This window comes from Pseudomonas sp. CC120222-01a (genome assembly GCF_003097235.1).
In the GTDB taxonomy this organism is placed as follows: Bacteria; Pseudomonadota; Gammaproteobacteria; order Pseudomonadales; family Pseudomonadaceae; genus Aquipseudomonas.
Window position 1 is genome coordinate 57,854 of the sequence record NZ_QEQQ01000023.1, and the last position, 21,780, is coordinate 79,633.

Here is a 21,780-nt window from a genome sequence, read left to right on the forward strand (position 1 = left end):
GGTCGCCCTTGCCAAGACGAGCGTGTAGATGAAGCGATTGCATCGCCTGTTGGTTATCGGCTGGTTGTGCCTGCCCTTGATCGCCTTGGCGCGGCCGCAAGTGCCGCCAACGGTGACGTTGGAGCCGGCCCAGCAGCAATGGCTCGATAGCCATCGCAACTTGCGTGTCGGCCTGGTGCTGCAGGCGCCTTACGCGCAATTCGACCGCCGCCTGCAGCAGCTTTATGGCGCCAATGTCGAGCTGGTGAATTGGCTGGGGCAAGCACTCGGCCTGGACCTCACCTGGCGCAACTTCACCGACCAGGGCAGCCTGGAGCATGCCTTGCAAGCGGGGGAGATCGATTTCGCCCCGGGTCTGACGCAAACACCGGCCAGCCTGCGCCTGTGGCTGTTCAGCGACCCTTACATGCGCGTACCGCAGTTGGTGGTGGGGCCGCGTACTGGGGCGATGGCGGTAGAGCTGGAAAAGCTCGATGCGCAAACCCGCGTCGCGGTGCGCATGCCCAGTGCCCTTGCCGACTATTTGCGCGGCAATTACAGCGGCCTCAATCTGCAGGGCGTGCCCAGCGAGCGCGAGGCCTTGCAACTGGTAGTCGGTGGCCAGTCCAGTTACGCCGTGCTAGATGAGGCACAGCTGAGTCGGCTGTCACGGGAAAGTGAGTTCGCCGAGCTGGTGGTGGTGGGTGATATCGGCTTGCCGCAATTGCTGCGGGTGGGTTCGCGACGCGATTGGCCGGTGCTTGCCGATGTGCTCGAACGCGGGCTGCAGGCCATGCCGGCCAAGGAGCTGGAGCAACTTCACCAGCGTTGGTTGCAGCCCAAATACCCACGCTTGAGCGAGTCGCCGGGCTTCTGGCAGAACCTGGCCTTGCTGTTCGGCATGTTGCTGCTGTGTGCCCTGGCCACGCTGGTGTGGCAGCGTCGGCAGCAACGCCAGCTGGAACGCAGCCTCCTGGCCACGCGGGAAAGCCTGACCGAGCGGCAGGGGCGCGAAGAGGCGCTGCGCCTGAGCCAGTTCGCCATCGATCAAAGCACGGTGGGTATTCTCTGGGTCAACTGGGACAGCCATGTGCGCTACGCCAACCATGCGGTAGAGGGCATGCTTGGCTATGCCGAGGCCGAGCTGCTGGAGCGCCCGCTGATCGACTTCGAGCCGAACCTGACCATGGACCGCTGGCTCGAACTGTGGAAGGGCGCCCGTGCTGGCGATGGCGGTGCTCGGCAATTCGAAACCCAATGTCGGCGCGCCGATGGCAGCTTGCTCCCGGTGGAACTGTCGCTCAGCTTCCTGCGTTTTCGCGATGCCGAATACCTGGTGGTGTACCTCGCCGATGTCACCGAACGCCATCGCGCCCTGGCGGCCTTGCGCGAAAGCGAGGCGCGGCTCAAGGGCATCGCCGGCAACGTCCCGGGCCTGGTGTTCCGCCTTGAACCGGCGCCTGCAGAAGGTGAACCGGAATTTCCCTACATCAGCGAGGGCAGCGAGGCACTGGTCGGCTACACGCCCGCGCAGATCCAGCACCCGCTGATGGGTTTGCGCAATCTCGTTCACCCAGACGATCGGGCCGACTATCACCAGGTGCAGGATCTGGCCATTGCCAGCGATCAGGACTGGTCGTGGCAAGGGCGCATCCTTACCCGCCAGGGTGAGCAACGCTGGGCCGACATCAAGGCCAGTGCCCGGCGTTTGCCCAATGGCCGGGTGGCCTGGGACGGTATCGTCTGGGACATCACCCAAGGCAAGCGCGCCGAGCTGGCGTTGGCCCAGTCGCAGGAGCAACTGCGCGAGCTGTCGGCACACCTGGAGAGCGTGCGCGAAGAAGAAAAGGCCCGCATCGCCCGCGAAGTGCACGATGAACTGGGGCAGATGCTGACCGTGCTCAAACTGGAAGTGTCGATGTGCGAGCTGGCCTTTGCCGAGCTGGATCCTGGCCTGCACGAGCGCCTGGGCAGCATGAAGCGCCTGATCGCCCAGCTGTTCCAGCTGGTGCGCGACGTTGCCACCGCGCTGCGTCCACCGATCCTCGACGCGGGCATCGCCTCGGCCATCGAATGGCAGGCGCGGCGCTTCGAAGCGCGCACGCAGATACCCTGTCTGGTACAGGTACCGGATAATCTGCCAGCATTGAGCGATGCCAAGGCCACCGGCCTGTTCCGCATCCTGCAGGAGGCGTTGACCAACGTGATGCGCCATGCGCAGGCGCACAGCGTGGAGATCGAGCTGGTGCGTGAGGACGGGCAACTGCGCATGACCGTCAGCGACGATGGCAGCGGATTTTGCCGGGACCAGCCCAGGCCCACATCATTCGGCCTGGTCGGCGTGCGTGAGCGGGTGCTGATGCTCGGTGGCAGCATGGCGTTGGACAGTGAACCAGGCGAGGGCACCAGCCTGAGCGTGGCCATTCCCTTGGAGTAGGAGAGCGAGCGTGATTCGAGTGCTGGTGGCCGAAGACCACACCATTGTCCGGGAAGGCATCAAGCAGTTGATCGGCCTGGCCAAGGACATGCAGGTGGCGGGGGAGGCCGGGAATGGCGAGCAATTGCTCGAGACCTTGCGCCATACACCTTGCGAGGTGGTGTTGCTGGATATCTCCATGCCGGGGGTGAATGGCCTGGAGGCGATCCCGCGCATACGCGCGCTGAACGATGCCCCGGCGATCCTGATGCTGTCGATGCACGATGAGGCGCAGATGGCGGCCCGTGCGCTGAAAGCTGGCGCTGCGGGCTATGCGACCAAGGACAGCGACCCGGCCCTGTTGCTCACGGCGATTCGCCGGGTGGCAGGTGGCGGGCGCTATATCGACCCGGCACTGGCCGACCGCATGGTTTTCGAGGTGGGCCTGACCGAGAGCCGGCCACTGCACACGCTGCTGTCGGAACGCGAGTTCTCGGTGTTCGAGCGCCTGGCCCAGGGCGCCAACGTCAACGACATCGCCCAACAGCTGGCACTGTCGAGCAAGACCATCAGCACCCACAAGGCCAGGCTGATGCAGAAGCTCAAGGTCAATTCGCTGGCGGAGCTGGTGAAGTACGCCATGGAGCACAAGCTGGTCTGATTGCGACATCCTTGTAGGGATTGCCCTACAACAAATCTTCCAGCGGGATGATGGCATTCTCTCAGCACTGCCGATTTCCGGGCGCTTGCGGCTCTTCTACTCTTTTGCCTACGCAGTCATTCCAACAAGAAGGTGCAGGCATGAGCGAGGCGAATACGAACGCTGCCACCAGCGAGACGCTGGTCAGCTTCCGTGGTGTGCAGAAGAGCTACGACGGCGAATCGCTGATCGTCAAAGACCTCAACCTGGATATTCGCAAGGGTGAATTCCTCACCCTGCTCGGCCCCTCCGGCTCGGGCAAGACCACCAGCCTGATGATGCTGGCAGGCTTCGAAACTCCCACCGCCGGTGAGATCCAGCTGGCCGGGCGCTCGATCAACAACGTGCCGCCGCACAAACGCGACATCGGCATGGTGTTCCAGAACTACGCGCTGTTCCCGCACATGACCGTGGCCGAGAACCTGGCATTCCCGCTGACCGTACGCGGCCTGAGCAAGACCGACATCAGCGAGCGGGTCAAGCGGGTGCTGAACATGGTCCAGCTCGATGCCTTCGCCAAGCGCTACCCTGGCCAGCTTTCCGGTGGCCAGCAGCAGCGTGTGGCCCTGGCACGGGCACTGGTGTTCGAACCTCAGCTGGTGCTGATGGACGAACCGCTGGGCGCCCTCGACAAGCAGCTGCGTGAACACATGCAGATGGAGATCAAGCACATCCACCAGCGCCTGGGGGTGACCGTGGTCTACGTGACCCACGACCAGGGCGAGGCGCTGACCATGTCCGACCGCGTGGCGGTGTTCCACCAGGGCGAGATCCAGCAGATCGCCGACCCGCGCACCCTCTATGAAGAACCCTGCAACACCTTCGTCGCCAACTTCATCGGCGAGAACAACCGCATCAACGGCACCCTGCTGGCCAGCGATGGCAAGCGTTGCCAGGTGCAACTGGCCCGCGGCGAGCGGGTCGAGGCGCTGGCAGTGAACGTCGGCCAGGCCGGCGAGCCGGTGACCCTGTCGGTGCGCCCCGAGCGCGTGCGCCTCAACGGCCATAGCGAAAGCTGCGTCAACCGCTTCTCCGGCCGCGTGGCCGAGTTCATCTACCTGGGCGACCACGTACGGGTTCGCCTGGAAGTCTGCGGCAAGGCTGACTTCTTCGTGAAGCAGCCGATCGCCGAGCTCGATCCGGCGCTGGCCGTGGGCGATGTGGTACCGCTGGGCTGGGAGGTGGAGCACGCCCGCGCGCTCGATCCGATTGCCGAAGCCCACTGATGGATTGCTTCACCAACCCTGTACTGTGGAGAGAATAATAATGCGCAAGCAGTTGAAACTGACCGCCCTGGCCCTCGGCCTGTGCGTCGCTGGCCAGGCCATGGCGGCGGACCTGACCGTGGTTTCCTTCGGCGGTGCCAACAAGGCGGCCCAGGTCAAGGCGTTCTACGAACCATGGGAGAAGGCCGGCAAGGGCAAGATCGTCGCTGGCGAGTACAACGGTGAAATGGCCAAGGTCAAAGCCATGGTCGACACCAACAGCGTGTCGTGGAACCTGGTGGAGGTGGAGTCGCCAGAGCTGGCACGTGGTTGCGACGAAGGCATGTTCGAAGAGCTCGACCCGGCGCTGTTCGGCAACGAGTCCGATTACGTGAAGGGCGCCATCCAGCCATGCGGCGTGGGTTTCTTCGTCTGGTCCACGGTATTGGCCTACAACGCCGACAAGCTCAACACTGCACCCACCAGCTGGGCTGACTTCTGGGACACCAAGAAATTCCCGGGCAAGCGTGGCCTGCGCAAGGGCGCCAAGTACACCCTGGAGTTCGCCCTGATGGCCGACGGCGTTGCGCCGAAGGATGTGTATCAGGTGCTGGGCACCAAGGAGGGCGTGGACCGCGCCTTCAAGAAGCTCGACGAACTCAAGCCGAGCATCCAGTGGTGGGAAGCCGGCGCCCAGCCGCCACAGTACCTGGCCTCGGGTGACGTGGTCATGAGCTCGGCCTACAACGGCCGCATCGCTGCAGTGCAGAAAGAGAGCAACCTCAAGGTGGTTTGGAACGGCGGTATCTACGACTTCGACGCCTGGGCGATCCCGAAAGGCGCCAAGGATGTGGAAGAAGCGAAGAAGTTCATCGCCTACACCGTGCAGCCGGAGCAACAGAAGACCTACTCCGAGAACATCGCCTACGGCCCGGCCAACTCCAAGGCCGTACCGCTGCTGGCCGATGCGGTGAAGAAGGACATGCCGACCACGCCTGAGAACATCGCCAACCAGGTGCAGATCGACGTGGCCTTCTGGGCCGACAACAGCGAGCAGCTGGAGCAACGCTTCAACGCCTGGGCGGCGAAGAAGTAAGAAACCGGGAAGCGGGGCCGCCATGCGGCCCCAATTTCAGCCTGTATCGCGGAGTTCGCCATGGCCATTGCAGTGCCCCTCAACGAAGGCGCAGGTCCAAGCCTCAAGCAGCGCCTCAAGCATGCCGAGCGGGTCAACCGCTGGAAGGCGCAGGCGTTGATCGCGCCGCTGGCGCTGTTTCTTCTGCTGGTATTCCTGGTGCCGATCGCGGCGCTGCTGTACAAGAGCGTCGGCAACCCGGAAGTGGTCGGCGGTTTGCCGCGCACGGTCGAGGTGATCAGCCAGTGGGACGGCAAGAGCCTGCCCGGCGAAGACGTCTACAAGGCGTTGAGCCAGGACCTGGCCGAATCGCGCAAGAACCAGACCCTCGGCGACCTCTCCAAGCGCCTGAACATGGAGCTGGCCGGCTACCGCAGCCTGTTGGCCAAGACTGCACGTGCGTTGCCGTTCAAGGCCGAGCCTGCTTCTTATAAAGATGCCTTGCAGGCACTCGACGAGCGTTGGGGCGACCCGGCCTACTGGCAGGCGATCCGCCGCAATACCAGTTCGGTGACCTCGTTCTACCTGCTGGCTTCGCTCGACCACCGTATCGATGACCTCGGCGAGCTGGCCAAGGCCACCCCCGACCAGGCCATCTACCTGGATATCTTTGCCCGCACCCTGTGGATGGGTGTGGTGATCACCGCCATCTGCCTGGTACTGGCCTATCCGTTGGCCTACCTGCTGGCCAACCTGCCGACCCGGCAGAGCAACCTGCTGATGATCCTGGTGCTGTTGCCGTTCTGGACCTCGATCCTGGTGCGGGTGGCCGCATGGATCGTGCTGCTGCAGTCCGGCGGTTTGATCAACAGCGCGCTGATGGCGATGGGCATCATCGACCAGCCGCTGGAGCTGGTGTTCAACCGCACCGGCGTGTACATCTCGATGGTGCACATCCTGCTGCCGTTCATGATCCTGCCGCTGTACAGCGTGATGAAAGGCATTTCGCCGAGTTACATGCGTGCGGCGATCTCGCTGGGCTGCCACCCGTTCGCCAGCTTCTGGCGGGTGTACTTCCCGCAGACCTACGCCGGTGTGGGTGCCGGTTGCCTGCTGGTGTTCATCCTGGCCATCGGCTACTACATCACCCCGGCGCTGCTCGGCAGCCCGAACGACCAGATGGTCAGCTACTTCGTCGCCTTCTACACCAACACCAGCATCAACTGGGGCATGGCAACCGCCCTGGGTGGGCTGCTGCTGCTGGCGACCGTGCTGCTGTACCTGATCTATAGCTGGCTGGTCGGCGCCAGCCGCCTGCGCCTGAGCTGAGGAGCCTTGAGATGCTGAGCCCCTACATGTCGCCCGTCGAGCGGGTGTGGTTCTACACCCTGCGCATCCTCTGCGGTCTGATCCTGCTGTTCCTGGTATTGCCGGTGCTGGTGATCGTGCCGTTGTCGTTCAACAGTGGCAGCTTCCTGGTGTACCCGCTGCAGGGCTTTTCGCTGCAGTGGTACCACGACTTCTTCGCCTCGGCCGAGTGGATGCGGGCGCTGAAGAACAGCATCATCGTCGCCCCGGCGGCCACGGTACTGGCCATGGTGTTTGGCACTCTGGCGTCGATCGGCCTGACCCGTGGTGATTTCCCGGGCAAGTCGCTGGTGATGGCGCTGGTGATTTCGCCGATGGTGGTGCCGGTGGTGATCATCGGTGTGGCCAGCTACCTGTTCTTCGCCCCGCTGGGCCTGGGCAACAGCTTCATCTCGCTGATCCTGGTGCATGCGGTGCTGGGTGTGCCGTTCGTCATCATCACCGTGTCGGCGACCTTGCAGGGCTTCAACTACAACCTGGTACGTGCGGCGGCCAGCCTGGGTGCCTCGCCGTTGCTGACCTTCCGTCGGGTGACCTTGCCGCTGATTGCCCCCGGGGTAATCTCGGGGGCGCTGTTCGCCTTCGCCACGTCGTTCGACGAAGTGGTGGTGACGCTGTTCCTTGCCGGCCCGGAGCAGGCGACCCTGCCGCGGCAGATGTTCAGCGGCATTCGCGAGAACCTCAGCCCGACCATTGCGGCTGCGGCAACCTTGCTGATTGCCTTCTCTGTTGTGTTGTTGCTGACCCTGGAGTGGCTGCGCGGGCGTAGTGAGAAACTCAGGACTCAACAGCCTGCCTGATGCTGTGTTGTCTGTACCGGCCTCTTCGCGGCTAAAGCCGCTCCCACAGGAATTGCATACCCCTTGTGGGAGCGGCTTTAACCGCGAAGAGGCCGGAACAGGTTGATGCTAATCAGCCCCGATCCGCTTCCCTGAGTTACAATGCGCGCCACCGTGATTCTGCCAACAGGTGCGCCATGCAGCCCTACGCTATTGCCCCCTCCATTCTCTCTGCCGATTTCGCCCGTCTGGGCGAGGACGTCGACAAGGTTTTGGCCGCGGGTGCCGACATCGTCCACTTCGATGTCATGGACAACCACTACGTACCCAACCTGACCATTGGCCCGATGGTCTGCACCGCGCTGCGCAAGTACGGCGTGACCGCGCCGATCGACGTGCACCTGATGGTCAGCCCGGTCGACCGCATCATCGGCGACTTCATCGAGGCCGGCGCCACCTACATCACCTTCCACCCGGAAGCCTCGCAGCACATCGACCGTTCGCTGCAACTGATCAAGGACGGCGGCTGCAAGGCCGGCCTGGTGTTCAACCCGGCCACCAGCCTGGACGCCCTGAAGTATGTGATGGACAAGGTCGACATGGTCCTGCTGATGAGCGTCAACCCAGGCTTCGGCGGGCAGAAGTTCATCCCTGGTACTCTGGACAAGCTGCGTGAAGCCCGTGCACTGATCGATGCCAGCGGCCGTGACATCCGTCTGGAGATCGACGGCGGCGTCAACGTCAACAACATCCGCGAAATCGCCGCCGCTGGCGCTGACACCTTCGTGGCTGGCTCGGCGATCTTCAACGCCCCGGACTACCAGGAAGTCATCGCCAAGATGCGCGCCGAACTGGCCCAGGCCCGCCCATGAGTGGCTTCGAGCAGCTGTTCCCGGGGACGCTGCCCAGGCTGGTGATGTTCGATCTGGACGGTACCCTGATCGACTCGGTACCCGACCTGGCTGTCGCCGTGGACCGCATGCTGCTCGAACTGGGGCGCCCACCCGCTGGCCTTGAAGCGGTGCGCCACTGGGTTGGCAACGGCGCCCAGGTGCTGGTGCGCCGCGCTCTGGCCGGTGGCATCGAGCATGATGCCGTGGACGACGCGCTGGCCGAAAAAGGTCTGGCGCTGTTCATGGATGCCTATGCCGAAAGCCACGCGCTCACCGTGCTCTACCCCGGTGTGAAAGACACCCTGCGCTGGCTACAGAAGCAGGGCGTGGAAATGGCGCTGATCACCAACAAGCCGGAGCGCTTCGTTGCGCCGTTGCTGGACCAGATGAAGATCGGCCGCTATTTCCGCTGGATCATCGGCGGCGATACCTTGCCGCAGAAAAAGCCTGACCCGGCAGCGCTGTTGTTCGTCATGCAGATGGCCGGTGTCAGCCCGCAACAGTCGCTGTTCGTCGGCGATTCGCGCAGCGATGTGCTGGCGGCCAAGGCGGCCGGCGTGCAATGTGTGGGCCTCACCTATGGCTATAACCATGGCCGGCCGATCACCGAGGAGTCCCCCAGCCTGGTGGTCGACGACCTGCGGGCGCTGCTGCCCGGTTGCGCAGACCCGGCCACTGGGATAACGTTGGCGGACCTTCAAGCCTCCCAAGACAGAGAGTCCACCGTGGCGGTCACTGGCAAATTCTGGATGAAAGTCATCAAGGCCCTGGCCCGTTGGCGCTGGCGCGCCTGACTTATGCCCGCCGGCGCCTGCCGGCCCGTCCGCTTGCCCGACCCCATTGCTGCTTGCCACGAGGCTACCCATGACCCGCGAAGAATTCCTGCGCCTGGCCGCTACCGGCTATAACCGCATCCCTTTGGCCTGTGAAACCCTGGCCGACTTCGACACGCCGCTGTCTATCTATCTGAAACTGGCCGACCAAGCCAACTCCTACCTGCTCGAGTCCGTGCAGGGTGGCGAGAAGTGGGGCCGTTACTCGATGATCGGCCTGCCGTCGCGTACCGTGATGCGCGTGCATGGCTACCACGTGAGCATCCTGCAGGATGGCGTGGAAGTGGAAAGCCACGACGTAGAGGACCCGCTGGCCTTCGTCGAAAGCTTCAAGGACCGCTACAAGGTCGCCGACATCCCTGGCCTGCCGCGTTTCAATGGCGGCCTGGTCGGCTACTTCGGCTATGACTGCGTGCGCTATGTCGAGAAGCGCCTGGGTGCCAGCCCGAACCCGGACCCGCTGGGCGTACCGGACATCCTGTTGATGGTCTCCGACGCGGTGGTGGTGTTCGACAACCTGGCGGGCAAGATGCACGCCATCGTGCTGGTCGACCCGGCAGAAGAGCAGGCCTTCGAGCAAGGCCAGGCACGCCTGCAAGGCCTGCTGGAGAAACTGCGCCAGCCTATCACCCCTCGCCGTGGTCTGGACCTGAGCGGGCCGATGGCTGCCGAACCGGAATTCCGTTCCAGCTACACCCGTGATGATTACGAGAATGCGGTCGGCCGTATCAAGGAATACATCCTCGCCGGCGACTGCATGCAGGTCGTGCCGTCGCAGCGCATGTCGATCGACTTCAAGGCAGCTCCCATCGACCTGTACCGCGCGCTGCGCTGCTTCAACCCGACGCCGTACATGTACTTCTTCAACTTCGGCGACTTCCATGTGGTCGGCAGCTCGCCAGAAGTACTGGTGCGGGTGGAAGACAACCTGGTCACTGTGCGCCCGATCGCCGGTACCCGCCCGCGTGGAGCTACCGAAGAAGCCGACCGTGCGCTGGAAGACGACCTGCTGTCGGACGACAAAGAGATCGCCGAGCACCTGATGCTGATCGATCTGGGTCGCAACGATGTGGGCCGGGTATCTTCGACCGGTAGCGTGCGCCTGACCGAGAAGATGGTGATCGAGCGCTACTCGAACGTGATGCACATTGTGTCCAACGTGACCGGCCAACTTCGTGAAGGCCTGACTGCGATGGATGCGCTGCGGGCAATCTTGCCGGCGGGCACCTTGTCGGGTGCGCCGAAGATCCGCGCCATGGAGATCATCGACGAGCTGGAGCCAGTCAAGCGTGGCGTTTACGGTGGTGCGGTCGGTTACTTCGCCTGGAACGGCAACATGGATACCGCGATTGCCATCCGCACTGCGGTGATCAAGGACGGCGAACTGCACGTGCAGGCCGGTGGCGGCATCGTTGCCGACTCGGTGCCGGCGCTGGAGTGGGAAGAGACCATCAACAAGCGCCGGGCAATGTTCCGTGCCGTGGCGCTGGCTGAGCAGACTACCGCCAAGTAAATCGATTGGGGCTGCCTTGCAGCCCTTCGCGGGCAAGCCCGCTCCCACAGTGATTGCATATGCCTCAAGGCTTGCGCAAATCCTGTGGGAGCGGGCTTGCCCGCGAAGGGGCGCAAAGCGGCCCCAATGATTTAGAAGTCCACGCTGACTCCAAGGCTGACACCTTGCTGAGTCAACTCATCACTCTTGCGCCAGTTGTAGTTACCGCGCAGATGCACCCCCGCCACCAGTTCATGAGTCACCCCCAGGCTCGCCCGAGTCAGATCACTGTGCGGTGTATACCCGGTCAACGTGAAGTCATTCGCCGGCAACGTCGTCAGGTGCAGGGTCACATCCTGCTGGTCATCCTCGAACTCATGCTCCTGCGCCACCTCGGCGAACAGCCGGGTGCTCGGCAGTACCTGCACGCTACCTAGCAGCCCAACGCCCAGGCGCCGTGAAGTCCGCTCCTGATCATCGAAGCCCAGTGCCGTCGAGCGCCCGCTTTTCTCGTTATAGCCATCGACCTTCACCCGCGCATAATCCGCACTGATAAACGGTGCCAGTTGCCAGCGACTTTTGTCGGCCGCCAGGTTGTAGCCCAGCCGGGCCGTCACGGCCCAGGCCTCGCCGTCGGTGTCGCCCTTCTCGCTGCGGTCGTTGACGCCAAGCGCGAAGGTGCGCTTGAGGTCGTGGTAATCCAGATGACCGGCGCTCAGTGCGGCGTCGGCCCACCAGCGGTCCTGACGGAACTGGGCGAAGGCACTGGCCAGGTAACTGTCGAGCTTGTAGTCCGAGTCCTGTTCACCGGCCTCCAGCTTCTGCCGGTACACACCGCCGGCCAGACCCAGGCGCCAGGCATCATTGAGCCGGTAGCTGCCGCCCAGGGTCAGGTTGTAGCCGTGGCCATCAGCGCTGGCAGCACTGCGCTGGTCATCGAAGTCCAGATCCTGCCCACCGGTGCTGACGAAGGCCTGCCATTGGCCGACGGCCTGCCAGGGTGTCTGCCACTGGTTGCGCAGTTCGTCCTGGTGCGCACGCAGGCTGGCGTGGGCCATTTCTGGCAGCAGCGTCAGCTCCCAGGGGGCAGAGATGATCGAGTAGGCGTAGTCGGCAATCAGTTGCTGGCCAGCAATGGTCGGGTGTACCGAGTCATTGAACAGCAGTTTGGTCGGATCTGGCGTTATGCCGTTGATGCCGTAGATCGGGTTTTCCACGCACCCTTCGCCGCTGTAGCAGGTGCCAACCAGGTTCTGGCCGGTAGCCAGGCCGAACTGATTGGGGCTGGACAATGCCTCGCTCAGTAGCACGGGAATGTTCAGGGGGATGATTTCGGCATCGATCTGCCTCAGTTGGCTGAGCAGCGACTGGTTGAATGCGCCGGACAGCAGCGACAGGGGACCCTGCTGTGGTGTGCCGCTGAAGTTCGGGGTTTGCCCGAGGTCGGGCAGCAGCCAGACCACGATGTAGCGGGCGCCGCCTTGCTGCAGGGCCTGAGCACTGGCGGCCAGGCGGGCGCCGGCTGCCACGGCGTCGGCCGGACTATTTACCAGGCCTTGCAGGAAATCGTTTCCGCCACCGGTCAGGTAATACAGGGCATTGGGGTCGGCGCGCAGGCCGTTGGCCAGATAGCCCGGCTTTTCACGCAATACCTGCCCGGCACCGGGGCGCCCCGGCGGGATGATCGTCTCGGACGTGCTGGTAATCGAATCCAGGATCTGCTGGGTGGTGTAGCCGCCGACCGCCCAGTTGTTGCCATCGGCAATCCCCAACAACGGGTTGACGGGTGAGGTGGAGGGGCCGAGCGCTGTTGGGTCTACGCCTAGCCGACCGCCGAGGATCATCGGCGACACCGGGGCATAGTCGCCATTGGCATCGCGGTTGGTGAAGCGTGCGCCACCAAACTGCCCGGCATCACTGAGGCTGTCGCCAAACACGATCAACGTGGAGTAAGGGGAAGGGGCGGCGAAGGCCTGGCTGCAGGCCAAGGCCAGAGAGGCGAGGGTAAACCTCACCCAGGGTGCTTTTCGCATCGTTGAACATCCTATTCATTGTTTTTATGAGGAGTAGCTGCTCGACCTTAGCAAATCGCTTTGCATCCCTCCCAAGTCCATTCGTTTCCCCGTGTTTACGGGCATATTGCGCCCGCCGCCCCGGTAGGCTACTGTGCGTGCAAGTATGAGCGAGACCTATCCTGTGTTGATCGTCAGCAAACTCTTGATGCGCGTTATCAAGGCCCACGCCCGTTGGCGTTGGCGCGCCTGACTTTATCTCCTGCCGGCCCGTCCGGCCCGCCCCCGTTTGCCTTCCTGTCCGTTTAGCGACCGCCCTTTGTGGTCAAACCGTGCCTGTGGCTGGTGTAGGAAGGTTCGTTTTTTGAAGTCAGTAGATTCAAGAGGTTTAGCCCGATGTTACTGATGATCGACAATTACGACTCATTCACTTACAACGTCGTTCAGTACCTTGGCGAGCTGGGTGCCGAGGTCAAGGTCATTCGCAATGACGAAATGACCATCGCCGAAATCGAAGCCCTCAACCCCGAGCGCATCGTCGTTTCCCCTGGCCCGTGCACGCCGAGCGAAGCAGGCGTGTCCATCGAAGCCATCCTGCATTTTGCCGGCAAGCTGCCGATCCTCGGCGTATGCCTGGGGCACCAGTCGATCGGCCAGGCCTTTGGCGGTGATGTGGTGCGTGCCCGTCAGGTCATGCACGGCAAGACCAGCCCGGTGCATCACCGCGACCTCGGGGTGTTCGCCGAGCTCAACAACCCGCTCACGGTGACCCGCTACCACTCCCTGGTGGTCAAGCGCGAAACCCTGCCGGATTGCCTGGAAGTCACCGCCTGGACTGCCCATGAAGACGGTTCGGTCGACGAGATCATGGGCCTGCGCCACAAGACCTTGAACATCGAAGGGGTGCAGTTCCACCCCGAGTCCATCCTCACCGAGCAGGGCCACGAGCTGTTCGCCAACTTCCTCAAGCAGACCGGCGGCCGCCGCTAAGGATCGATCATGGATATCAAGAGTGCGTTGAGCCGCATCGTCGGCCACCTGGACCTCAGCACCGATGAAATGCGCGATGTCATGCGCCAGATCATGACCGGCCAGTGCAGCGAAGCGCAGATCGGCGCCTTCCTGATGGGCATGCGCATGAAGAGCGAGAGCATCGACGAGATCGTCGGCGCGGTCTCGGTGATGCGCGAGCTGGCCGACAAGGTCGAACTGAAAAATCTTGATGGCGTGGTCGACATCGTCGGTACGGGGGGGGATGGCGCCAACATCTTCAACGTTTCCACCGCGTCGTCGTTCGTCCTCGCTGCCGCTGGCTGCACTGTGGCCAAGCATGGCAACCGCGCGGTATCGGGCAAGAGCGGCAGCGCCGACCTGCTGGAAGCCGCAGGCATCTACCTGAACCTGACCCCGACCCAGGTCGCCCGCTGCATCGACAGCCTGGGGATTGGCTTCATGTTCGCCCAGAGCCATCACAGCGCCATGAAGCACGCCGCTGGCCCGCGTCGTGATCTGGGGCTGCGTACCCTGTTCAACATGCTCGGCCCGCTTACGAATCCGGCCGGTGTGAAGCACCAGGTAGTCGGCGTGTTCACTCAGGCGCTGTGCCGTCCACTGGCCGAGGTGCTGCAGCGCCTGGGCAGCAAGCATGTACTGGTGGTGCATTCGAAGGATGGCCTGGACGAGTTCAGCCTGGCTGCGCCAACCTTTGTCGCCGAGCTGAAGAACGACGAGATCACTGAGTATTGGGTCGAACCCGAAGACCTCGGCATGAAGAGCCAGAGCCTGCATGGCCTGGCGGTTGAAAACCCACAGGCGTCGCTGGAGTTGATCCGCGATGCCCTGGGCCGGCGCAAGACCGAAAACGGCCAGAAGGCCGCCGAAATGATCGTGCTCAATGCCGGCGCGGCGCTGTATGCCGCTGACCATGCCATGAGCCTGAAGGCTGGCGTGGAACTGGCCCACGATGTACTGCACACCGGGCTGGCCTGGGAGAAGCTGCAGGAACTGGGCGCCTTTACTGCAGTATTCAAGGTGGAGAACGAAGCATGAGTGTGCCGACGGTGCTGGAAAGGATCATCGCCCGCAAGTTCCAGGAAGTGGCCGAGCGCAGCGCACGCATCAGCCTTGCCGAACTGGAGCGCCTGGCCAAGGTAGCCGATGCCCCGCGTGGCTTTGCCAATGCGCTGATCGAGCAGGCCAAGCGCAAGCAGCCGGCGGTGATCGCCGAAATCAAGAAGGCTTCGCCAAGTAAAGGCGTGATCCGCGAGAACTTCGTGCCGGCGGACATCGCCGTCAGCTACGAGAAAGGCGGGGCGACCTGCCTGTCGGTGCTGACCGATGTCGATTACTTCCAGGGCGCAGACGAGTACCTGCAGCAGGCCCGCGCGGCGGTTTCGCTGCCGGTGATCCGCAAGGACTTCATGGTCGACCCATACCAGATCGTCGAAGCTCGCGCCTTGGGTGCTGACTGCGTGTTGCTGATCGTATCGGCGCTGGATGATGTGAAAATGGCGGAACTGGCCTCGGTGGCCAAGGATGTCGGCCTCGACGTGCTGGTCGAGGTGCATGACGGCGATGAGCTGGAGCGTGCGCTGAAGACCCTCGATACGCCGCTGGTGGGGGTGAACAACCGCAACCTGCACACCTTCGAAGTCAGCCTGGAAACCACCCTCGACCTGCTGCCACGCATTCCACGTGACCGCCTGGCGATTACCGAGAGCGGAATTCTCAACCGCGCCGATGTCGAGCTGATGGAGATCAACGAGGTCTACTCGTTCCTGGTCGGTGAGGCGTTCATGCGCGCCCCGCAGCCGGGGCTGGAACTGCAGCGGTTGTTCTTCCCGGATCAGGTGAAGAAGACTGTTCAGCCTCTGGACTGATCGAAAACCAAGCCGGCTTTATGCCGGCTTTTTTGTATGCCTGTTCTGGCCTCTTCGCGGGCACGCCCGTTCCCACAGGGAACCCACAATCTTCAGGGCTGCGCTGTACCTGTGGGAGCGGGCTTGCCCGCGAAGAGGCCGGTCAACCCAACATCAAAGGTGGATCAATGACCGATCAACCCCTGGCCCTCACCGTTGAACAGGGCCTGCATGCCGAGCAGGAGCTGCTGGCTGCCGTCTGCCGCGGCGAGCGTGATTGCGGCGTACTGTTCTGGCGCCCCACCGATCACGCCCTGGTCATGCCGCGCCGCATGAGCCGCCTGGACAACTTCGAAGCCGCCTGTTCGGAGCTGGCGATTGCCGGCTGGCCGGTCCTGCTGCGTGAAACCGGTGGTGAGCCGGTGCCGCAGTCGCACGCGACGGTGAACGTTGCGCTGGTCTACGTGGCCCCGCGCAGTGAAGGCGACCATGGCCGTATCGAAAGCGCCTACGAACGCCTGTGCCTGCCATTGTGCGATGTGCTGCGCGAGTGGGGCGGCGTTGCGTCGGTGGGTGAAATCGACGGTGCCTTCTGCGATGGCCGTTACAACGTCAACCTCAATGGCCGCAAGCTGGTCGGCACGGCCCAGCGCTGGCGCCAGGGCCTGGGTGGTAAACGCCCGGTGGTGTTGGTGCATGGCGCGCTGCTGCTGGACAACGAGCGCGAGTCGATGGTCGCGGCGGTCAACCGCTTCAATGAATGTTGTGACCTGGAGCAGCGCTGTCGCGCCGACAGCCATATCGCCCTGCACGAAGTGGCGCCCGAGGCGCCCTGGTTCGAGCGCCTGTCCCTGGCTTACCGCGACGTGCTGGCAACGCTGCCCAAGGATTAACGGGTGCCGTAGACCACCATGGTCTTGCCCTTGACCTGTACCAGGCTGCGTTCTTCGAGGTCCTTTAGGACGCGGCCGACCATTTCCCGCGAGCAACCGACGATACGGCCGATTTCCTGACGGGTGATCTTGATCTGCATGCCGTCCGGGTGGGTCATGGCGTCCGGTTGCTTGCACAGGTCGAGCAGGCAACGGGCCACGCGGCCGGTCACGTCGAAGAAGGCCAGGTCGCCGACCTTGCGCGTGGTGTTGCGCAGCCGCTGGGCCATCTGGCTGCCCAGGGCGTAGAGAATCTCCGGGTCCTGGCGGGCCAGTTCGCGGAATTTGTCGTAGCTGATCTCTGCCACTTCGCACTCGGTCTTGGCGCGTACCCAGGCGCTGCGCTGCTGCTCGCCACCGGCCGGCTCGAACAGGCCCAACTCGCCGAAGAAGTCGCCATTGTTGAGGTAGGCGATGATCATCTCGTGGCCTTCGTCGTCTTCGATCAGGATGGTGACCGAGCCCTTGATGATGAACGACAGCGTTTCGGCACGGTCACCGGCGCAGATGATGTTGCTTTTGGCGGTGTAGCGGCGGCGCTGGCAGTGAACCAGCAGCTTGTCGATGTTCTTGATCTTGGCGGGTAGGGCTGAGGCAACCATCACGAAATCCTGTTCGATGCGAGGCATAGGCTCTTGTTAGACCTTGGCTGGCGCGACGCGCCAGTCAATTGGCGCCAGCTTATCAGACAGCGCCGGAAGTTTTGACACTAAAGCGACTCGCATTGAGCTTTTCCGACAGGCATACAAGGCTTAAGCTGACACCCTTTTGCGAATTCCAGGAGTACGGACAGATGAAGGCACGCATCCAGTGGGCCGGTGAAGCGATGTTCCTCGGTGAGTCGGGGAGCGGCCACGTGGTGGTGATGGACGGCCCGCCCGAAGCCGGTGGCCGCAACCTGGGCGTGCGCCCGATGGAAATGCTCCTGCTCGGCCTCGGTGGCTGCAGCAGCTTCGACGTGGTGAGCATCCTGAAGAAGTCGCGCCAGGCAGTGGAAAGCTGCGAAGCGTTCCTGGAAGCCGAGCGTGCCAGTGAAGACCCGAAGGTGTTCACCAAGATCCACATGAACTTCGTGGTCAAAGGGCGTGGGCTGAAAGAGGCTCAGGTCAAGCGTGCGGTGGAGCTATCGGCTGAGAAGTACTGTTCGGCGTCGATCATGCTTGAACGTGCCGGGGTTGAAATCACCCATGGCTATGAAATCGTAGAGCTGGGCTGAGTCCGGGATTCTGGGGCTGCCGTGCAGCCCCGGCGATCTCCTGTCAGTTGCGCAGGGCAGGCAGGGCAGCCAGCAACCATTCCGGCAAGCTGCTTCTGACTGCCTTGCTCAATTGCTCACGCCGCTTCTGATACCCCAACCCCAAGCCGATCACCCCCAGCCCGATCAAGGTCAGCACCACCGGGAACAGCAGCGATTCGGCAAACACCTCGTAAGACAGATACCCCAGATACGCCGCCACCCCCAGCGCCCCGAAGACCATGAACACCGGCCGGCGCAACAGCACCGCCATGCCCATCAGCCCCAGGTTGATCAGGCAATACAGCGCTTTGCCCAGTTCGCTGTCGCTGTCCATCATCGTCAGCCCACCCCAGAATGCCGCCAGGCCGGCCAGGTAGCCCCAATGGGCATAGTCCTCGCGGGTACGACCGTCGATGACCAGGAACACCAGCAGCAAACCGAGCCCGAACCACAGTGACACCGTACGCCGCTGTTCCCAGGAGAAGGGCGAGCCAAACACCCATTCGCTCAGGTCCATCGACATGAACCACAGGGCTACGGCAATTGGCATCACCACGAAGGGGTAGGGGATCAGGCGCAGCATCAGCAGCCCGGCAACCACCGTGGCGGCCTCCATCAGCAGCCAACCGCCCTGCACGTAGGTGTAGTACTGGTGATAGTCCGCTTGCGCATCATCCAGTGGCCACCAGCCCGTCAGACGTTCGATGGCGAACACGACCAACGGTACGATGCTGACCGCGACGGCGGCCAGTACACCGGCGGCAACCGGTTGCTTGCGCCCTTGCAGGTTGAGGGCGAACGACGTGAGCAGGACGATATAAAGCGTGGCGACTGCCAGCAAGGCCCCATCGCCGATACTCATCCAGGCTTCGGTGAGCAGCCAGCCCATCGCCCCCATGATCAGCAAGGCGCCGAAATAGAAGGCTACATGGGCAAGCTGAAAACTGCCCCGGGCAGCTGGCTGCTGGCGTAGAAACTCCAGCAAGGCCAGGTCCTGGCCCGGCTGGAGAATGCCGGCTTGCACAGCGCGCGCCAGGTCCTTGGCGTCGATACGGTCCGTCATGTGTGCGCCCTTGTCAGATACGGTAGGTGCTCTTGGTCATGACCTTGGCCAGCAGGCTCATGCCGAAACGCACCGGCATCGGGAAGCGATAGCCGCCAGCTTCGAGTGCGGATTCGGCGTGCTGCTCTTCATCCACACGCATCTGTTCGAGGATGGCGCGGGATTTCTCGTCTTCCTGCGGCAGCTGTTCCAGGTGTTCGTCCAGGTGCTTGCACACCTGATGCTCGGTGGCAGCGACGAAACCCAGGCTGACTTTGTCGCTGACCAGGCCGGCGAGGGCGCCGATGCCGAACGACATGCCGTAGAACAGCGGGTTGAGCACGCTCGGGTGGCTGCCCAGCTGGCGAATGCGTTGTTCACACCAGGCCAGATGGTCGACTTCTTCCTCGGCGGCATGCTCCATGGCCTTGCGCACTTGCGGCAGCTTGGCGGTCAGGGCCTGGCCCTGATACAGCGCCTGGGCGCAGACTTCGCCGGTGTGGTTGATACGCATGAGCCCGGCAATGTGGCGGGTCTGGTCGTCGTCCAGCTCCGTATCCGGTTGGATGATCGCCGGCGATGGGCGGGAGGGTTGGCCGCTGAAGGGCAGCAAGGTGCGCATGGCGGTATCGGCCTGCAGCAACAAGCGGTCGAGCGGCGAGTAGTGACGTTCGGTGGCCATCGGGCACCTCCGCTGAAGTGATGCCCGACAGTTTACCTCAATCGCTTGGGAGGAGCTTGCCTTGGGTCAGCCCGGCGGCCAGTTCATCTGGCGCTGGCCAAGCACGTGCATATGGATGTGGTAGACAGTCTGGCCGCCTTTCGGGTTGCAGTTCATGACCACGCGGAAACCTTCTTCGCAACCTTGCTCGACCGCCAGGCGCTGGGCGGTGAACAGGATATGGCCGGCCAGGGCCTTGTCCTCTTCGGTCAGGTCGTTGAGGGTGCGGATGTGTTTCTTCGGGATGACCAGAAAATGTACCGGCGCCGCTGGGGCGATGTCCTTGAAGGCCAGGATCTGGTCATCTTCATAGATGATATCCGCCGGGATTTCCCGGTTGATGATTTTGAGGAATAGATCGTCCACAGCACGTGCTCCATGGTGAGTGTCGGCCGAGTGTACTCAGCCGGGCGCCACTCGCCCAGAGGCTATTCCATGCCGACCGGGCAGTAGCGGCGGTGGATGAAGCCGGCCAGCTTGCGTGTCAGCCAGCGCGGCAGCAGGCGCGGAGCGAAGGCCAACCAGCGATTGCGGCGTACCGGCATGATCACTGCGCGGTTCTTGGCCAATGCGCGGACTGTGTACAGCGCCACTTCTTCAGGGCTCAGGCAACGGCTGTTGCCTTCAAGCCTGGGGATGCGTCGGCGCGACGAGCGCACCGGGCCGGGGCAAAGTACCGACACCTTGATGCCGGCGGGCTTGAGCTCTTCACGCAGCGCTTCGGTGAAGTTCATCACATAGGCCTTGCTGGCGGCATAGGTGGCCATGCCCGGCCCCGGCGCGACGGCGGCCAGGCCGGCGACGTTGAGGATCTGCCCGCCACCTTGCACCGCCATCAGGTTGCCAATGGCGTGGCACAGGCGGCTCAAGGCGAGGATATTGACCTCCAGCAGGTCCTGCTCGTCGGCCCATTCGTGGGCCAGAAACGGGCCATAGGTGCGTTGGCCGGCGCAGTTGACCAACAGGTCGATGCGTCGTTCGCCTTCTTCCAGTTCCAGCACGAAACCTGACAGCCGCAGGGGCTGGCTGAGGTCGCAGGCGCGCAGTAGCACTTCGACGCCGAAGCGTTGGGCCAGTTCGAGCGCTACCGGCTCCAGTGTTTCTCGATGACGTGCCACCAGAATCAGGTTTCGCCCGCGCCGTGCCAGGGCTTCCGCCAGGGCCAGGCCCAGGCCGCTGGAAGCTCCGGTGATCATGGCGTAACGGGTCATGCAAGGCTCCTGGGGGCTGAAGAGGGCGCCTAGTGTACAGCCTGGCCAGGCGAGTTGTTGCCTTTTGCTACAAGGCCTTGACGCGCAAGGCTTGGGTACGCTCGAGAGCGGTGCGGTACTCGCCGTGCAAGCGCTCGATCAGTGTGGCGGCAGCGGGCAGGTCATGGATGTCGCCGACGCCCTGGCCGGCCGACCAGACGGTTTTCCAGGCCTTGGCTTCATCGTCGATCGGCTTGAGCTTGCCCTGCTCGTGCCCGGACTTCAGTGCAGCCATGTCATAGCCTGCCTGTTCCAGGCTGGGGCGCAGGAAGCTGGCCGGGATGCCGGACACGGCGGGGGTGTGGATGATGTCTGCGGCTTGGGCGTCGAGCAGCATCTGCTTGTAGGCCGCTTGGGCATGGCTTTCGTGGGTGGCAATGAAACGTGTGCCCATGTAGGCGAGGTCGGCACCGAGCAGCTGCGCGGCGAGAATCTCGTGGCCGTGGTTTATGCAACCGGCCAGCAGCAGGGTCTTGTCGAAGAACTGGCGGATTTCGGCCGCCAGGGCGAACGGGCTCCAGGTACCGGCATGGCCGCCAGCGCCTGCTGCCACGGCAATCAGCCCATCGACCCCAGCTTCGGCGGCTTTCTCCGCGTGGCGCCGGGTGGTGACATCATGAAACACCAGGCCGCCGTAGCCATGCACCGCATCCACCACTTCCTTCACGGCGCCGAGGCTGGTGATGACAATGGGTACGCGGTGCTCGACGCACAGTGCGAGATCGGCCTGTAGCCGTGGGTTGGTCGGGTGGACGATCAGGTTCACCGCATAGGGCGCTGGCGCCTGCAACTGTGCCAGGCCTGCCTCGATTTCTTCCAGCCAGGCCTTGAAGCCGGCACTGTCACGCTGGTTCAGTGCCGGGAAGCTTCCTACCACGCCGCTGCCACAGCAGGCCAACACCAGTTGGGGATTGGAGATCAGGAACATCGGCGCCGCTACCACAGGCAAGCGCAGGCGTTGTTCGAGCGAAGCGGGCAGTGACATGGG

At 63.3% G+C, this 21,780-nt stretch carries 21 protein-coding genes; 14 read left to right on the forward strand and 7 right to left on the reverse strand.

Annotated elements, in window-relative coordinates:
• The first annotated feature begins 28 nt into the window (after positions 1–28).
• The 9 genes from N430_RS23685 (at position 29) to trpE (ending at position 10,761) form a co-directional block, all read left to right on the forward strand.
• The gene (locus N430_RS23685; RefSeq protein WP_110639260.1) at positions 29–2,416 is read left to right on the forward strand and encodes a PAS domain S-box protein; all 2,388 of its coding nucleotides are present in this window, start codon (positions 29–31) and stop codon (positions 2,414–2,416) included.
• 10 nt (positions 2,417–2,426) lie between these two features.
• A complete protein-coding gene (locus tag N430_RS23690; protein WP_103448734.1) occupies positions 2,427–3,056 on the forward strand; it encodes a response regulator transcription factor in 630 nt (209 codons plus the stop codon).
• Between the two features lie 140 nt (positions 3,057–3,196).
• The gene (locus tag N430_RS23695; RefSeq protein ID WP_110639261.1) at positions 3,197–4,321 is read left to right on the forward strand and encodes an ABC transporter ATP-binding protein; all 1,125 of its coding nucleotides are present in this window, start codon (positions 3,197–3,199) and stop codon (positions 4,319–4,321) included.
• Positions 4,322–4,361: 40 nt separating this feature from the next.
• Positions 4,362–5,396 carry an ABC transporter substrate-binding protein gene (locus N430_RS23700; RefSeq protein ID WP_110639262.1) on the forward strand — a complete coding sequence of 345 codons (1,035 nt, stop codon included), beginning with the start codon at positions 4,362–4,364 and terminating at the stop codon, positions 5,394–5,396.
• 60 nt (positions 5,397–5,456) lie between these two features.
• On the forward strand, positions 5,457–6,704 hold the full coding sequence (locus N430_RS23705) for an ABC transporter permease (RefSeq protein ID WP_103448737.1): 1,248 nt from the start codon (positions 5,457–5,459) through the stop codon (positions 6,702–6,704).
• 11 nt (positions 6,705–6,715) lie between these two features.
• On the forward strand, positions 6,716–7,543 hold the full coding sequence (locus tag N430_RS23710; protein WP_079226329.1) for an ABC transporter permease: 828 nt from the start codon (positions 6,716–6,718) through the stop codon (positions 7,541–7,543).
• Positions 7,544–7,719: 176 nt separating this feature from the next.
• A complete protein-coding gene (gene rpe, locus N430_RS23715) occupies positions 7,720–8,394 on the forward strand; it encodes a ribulose-phosphate 3-epimerase (protein WP_027917448.1) in 675 nt (224 codons plus the stop codon).
• The gene (locus N430_RS23720; protein ID WP_110639263.1) at positions 8,391–9,209 is read left to right on the forward strand and encodes a phosphoglycolate phosphatase; all 819 of its coding nucleotides are present in this window, start codon (positions 8,391–8,393) and stop codon (positions 9,207–9,209) included. Before rpe ends, N430_RS23720 begins: the two co-directional genes overlap by 4 nt.
• Before the next feature lie 70 nt (positions 9,210–9,279).
• Positions 9,280–10,761, forward strand: coding sequence for an anthranilate synthase component I (gene trpE / locus N430_RS23725; protein WP_110639264.1), 1,482 nt, complete (start codon positions 9,280–9,282; stop codon positions 10,759–10,761).
• Between the two features lie 131 nt (positions 10,762–10,892).
• Here the strand turns inward: trpE and estP are convergent, their stop codons facing one another.
• On the reverse strand, positions 10,893–12,773 hold the full coding sequence (estP, locus tag N430_RS23735) for an esterase EstP (RefSeq protein ID WP_110639265.1): 1,881 nt from the start codon (positions 12,771–12,773) through the stop codon (positions 10,893–10,895).
• A 375-nt stretch (positions 12,774–13,148) separates the two neighbouring features.
• On the opposite strand from estP, the gene N430_RS23740 reads away from it, so the two are divergent.
• The 4 genes from N430_RS23740 (at position 13,149) to N430_RS23755 (ending at position 16,503) form a co-directional block, all read left to right on the forward strand.
• A complete protein-coding gene (locus tag N430_RS23740) occupies positions 13,149–13,742 on the forward strand; it encodes an aminodeoxychorismate/anthranilate synthase component II (protein WP_054885201.1) in 594 nt (197 codons plus the stop codon).
• Positions 13,743–13,751: 9 nt separating this feature from the next.
• Complete coding sequence (gene trpD, locus N430_RS23745; RefSeq protein ID WP_110639266.1) at positions 13,752–14,801, forward strand: anthranilate phosphoribosyltransferase; 1,050 nt, start codon at positions 13,752–13,754, stop codon at positions 14,799–14,801.
• Positions 14,798–15,631, forward strand: a complete 834-nt coding sequence (gene trpC, locus N430_RS23750) for an indole-3-glycerol phosphate synthase TrpC (protein ID WP_110639267.1) — start codon at positions 14,798–14,800, stop codon at positions 15,629–15,631. Before trpD ends, trpC begins: the two co-directional genes overlap by 4 nt.
• A 167-nt stretch (positions 15,632–15,798) precedes the next feature.
• Complete coding sequence (locus tag N430_RS23755; protein ID WP_110639268.1) at positions 15,799–16,503, forward strand: lipoate--protein ligase family protein; 705 nt, start codon at positions 15,799–15,801, stop codon at positions 16,501–16,503.
• Here the strand turns inward: N430_RS23755 and crp are convergent.
• Positions 16,500–17,144: a cAMP-activated global transcriptional regulator CRP gene (crp, locus tag N430_RS23760; RefSeq protein ID WP_054885258.1), complete on the reverse strand. Its 645-nt coding sequence runs from the start codon at positions 17,142–17,144 to the stop codon at positions 16,500–16,502. The genes N430_RS23755 and crp overlap by 4 nt on opposite strands.
• Positions 17,145–17,335: 191 nt before the next feature.
• On the opposite strand from crp, the gene N430_RS23765 reads away from it, so the two are divergent.
• Positions 17,336–17,758, forward strand: coding sequence for an OsmC family protein (locus tag N430_RS23765; protein ID WP_004376171.1), 423 nt, complete (start codon positions 17,336–17,338; stop codon positions 17,756–17,758).
• Positions 17,759–17,801: 43 nt separating this feature from the next.
• Here the strand turns inward: N430_RS23765 and N430_RS23770 are convergent, their stop codons facing one another.
• The 5 genes from N430_RS23770 to N430_RS23790 all read right to left on the reverse strand — a co-directional run bounded on the left by N430_RS23770 (position 17,802) and on the right by N430_RS23790 (position 21,777).
• The gene (locus N430_RS23770; RefSeq protein WP_110639269.1) at positions 17,802–18,842 is read right to left on the reverse strand and encodes a DUF2157 domain-containing protein; all 1,041 of its coding nucleotides are present in this window, start codon (positions 18,840–18,842) and stop codon (positions 17,802–17,804) included.
• A 13-nt stretch (positions 18,843–18,855) separates the two neighbouring features.
• Positions 18,856–19,503 (reverse strand): 2-polyprenyl-3-methyl-6-methoxy-1,4-benzoquinone monooxygenase, encoded by a 648-nt coding sequence (coq7, locus tag N430_RS23775; RefSeq protein ID WP_110639270.1) that lies wholly within the window; start codon positions 19,501–19,503, stop codon positions 18,856–18,858.
• A gap of 66 nt (positions 19,504–19,569) precedes the next feature.
• The gene (locus N430_RS23780) at positions 19,570–19,908 is read right to left on the reverse strand and encodes a histidine triad nucleotide-binding protein (RefSeq protein ID WP_003255518.1); all 339 of its coding nucleotides are present in this window, start codon (positions 19,906–19,908) and stop codon (positions 19,570–19,572) included.
• Between the two features lie 62 nt (positions 19,909–19,970).
• Positions 19,971–20,753 carry an SDR family oxidoreductase gene (locus N430_RS23785; protein ID WP_110639271.1) on the reverse strand — a complete coding sequence of 261 codons (783 nt, stop codon included), beginning with the start codon at positions 20,751–20,753 and terminating at the stop codon, positions 19,971–19,973.
• A 67-nt stretch (positions 20,754–20,820) separates the two neighbouring features.
• Positions 20,821–21,777 (reverse strand): nitronate monooxygenase family protein, encoded by a 957-nt coding sequence (locus N430_RS23790; protein ID WP_110639272.1) that lies wholly within the window; start codon positions 21,775–21,777, stop codon positions 20,821–20,823.
• Positions 21,778–21,780 lie beyond the last annotated feature (3 nt).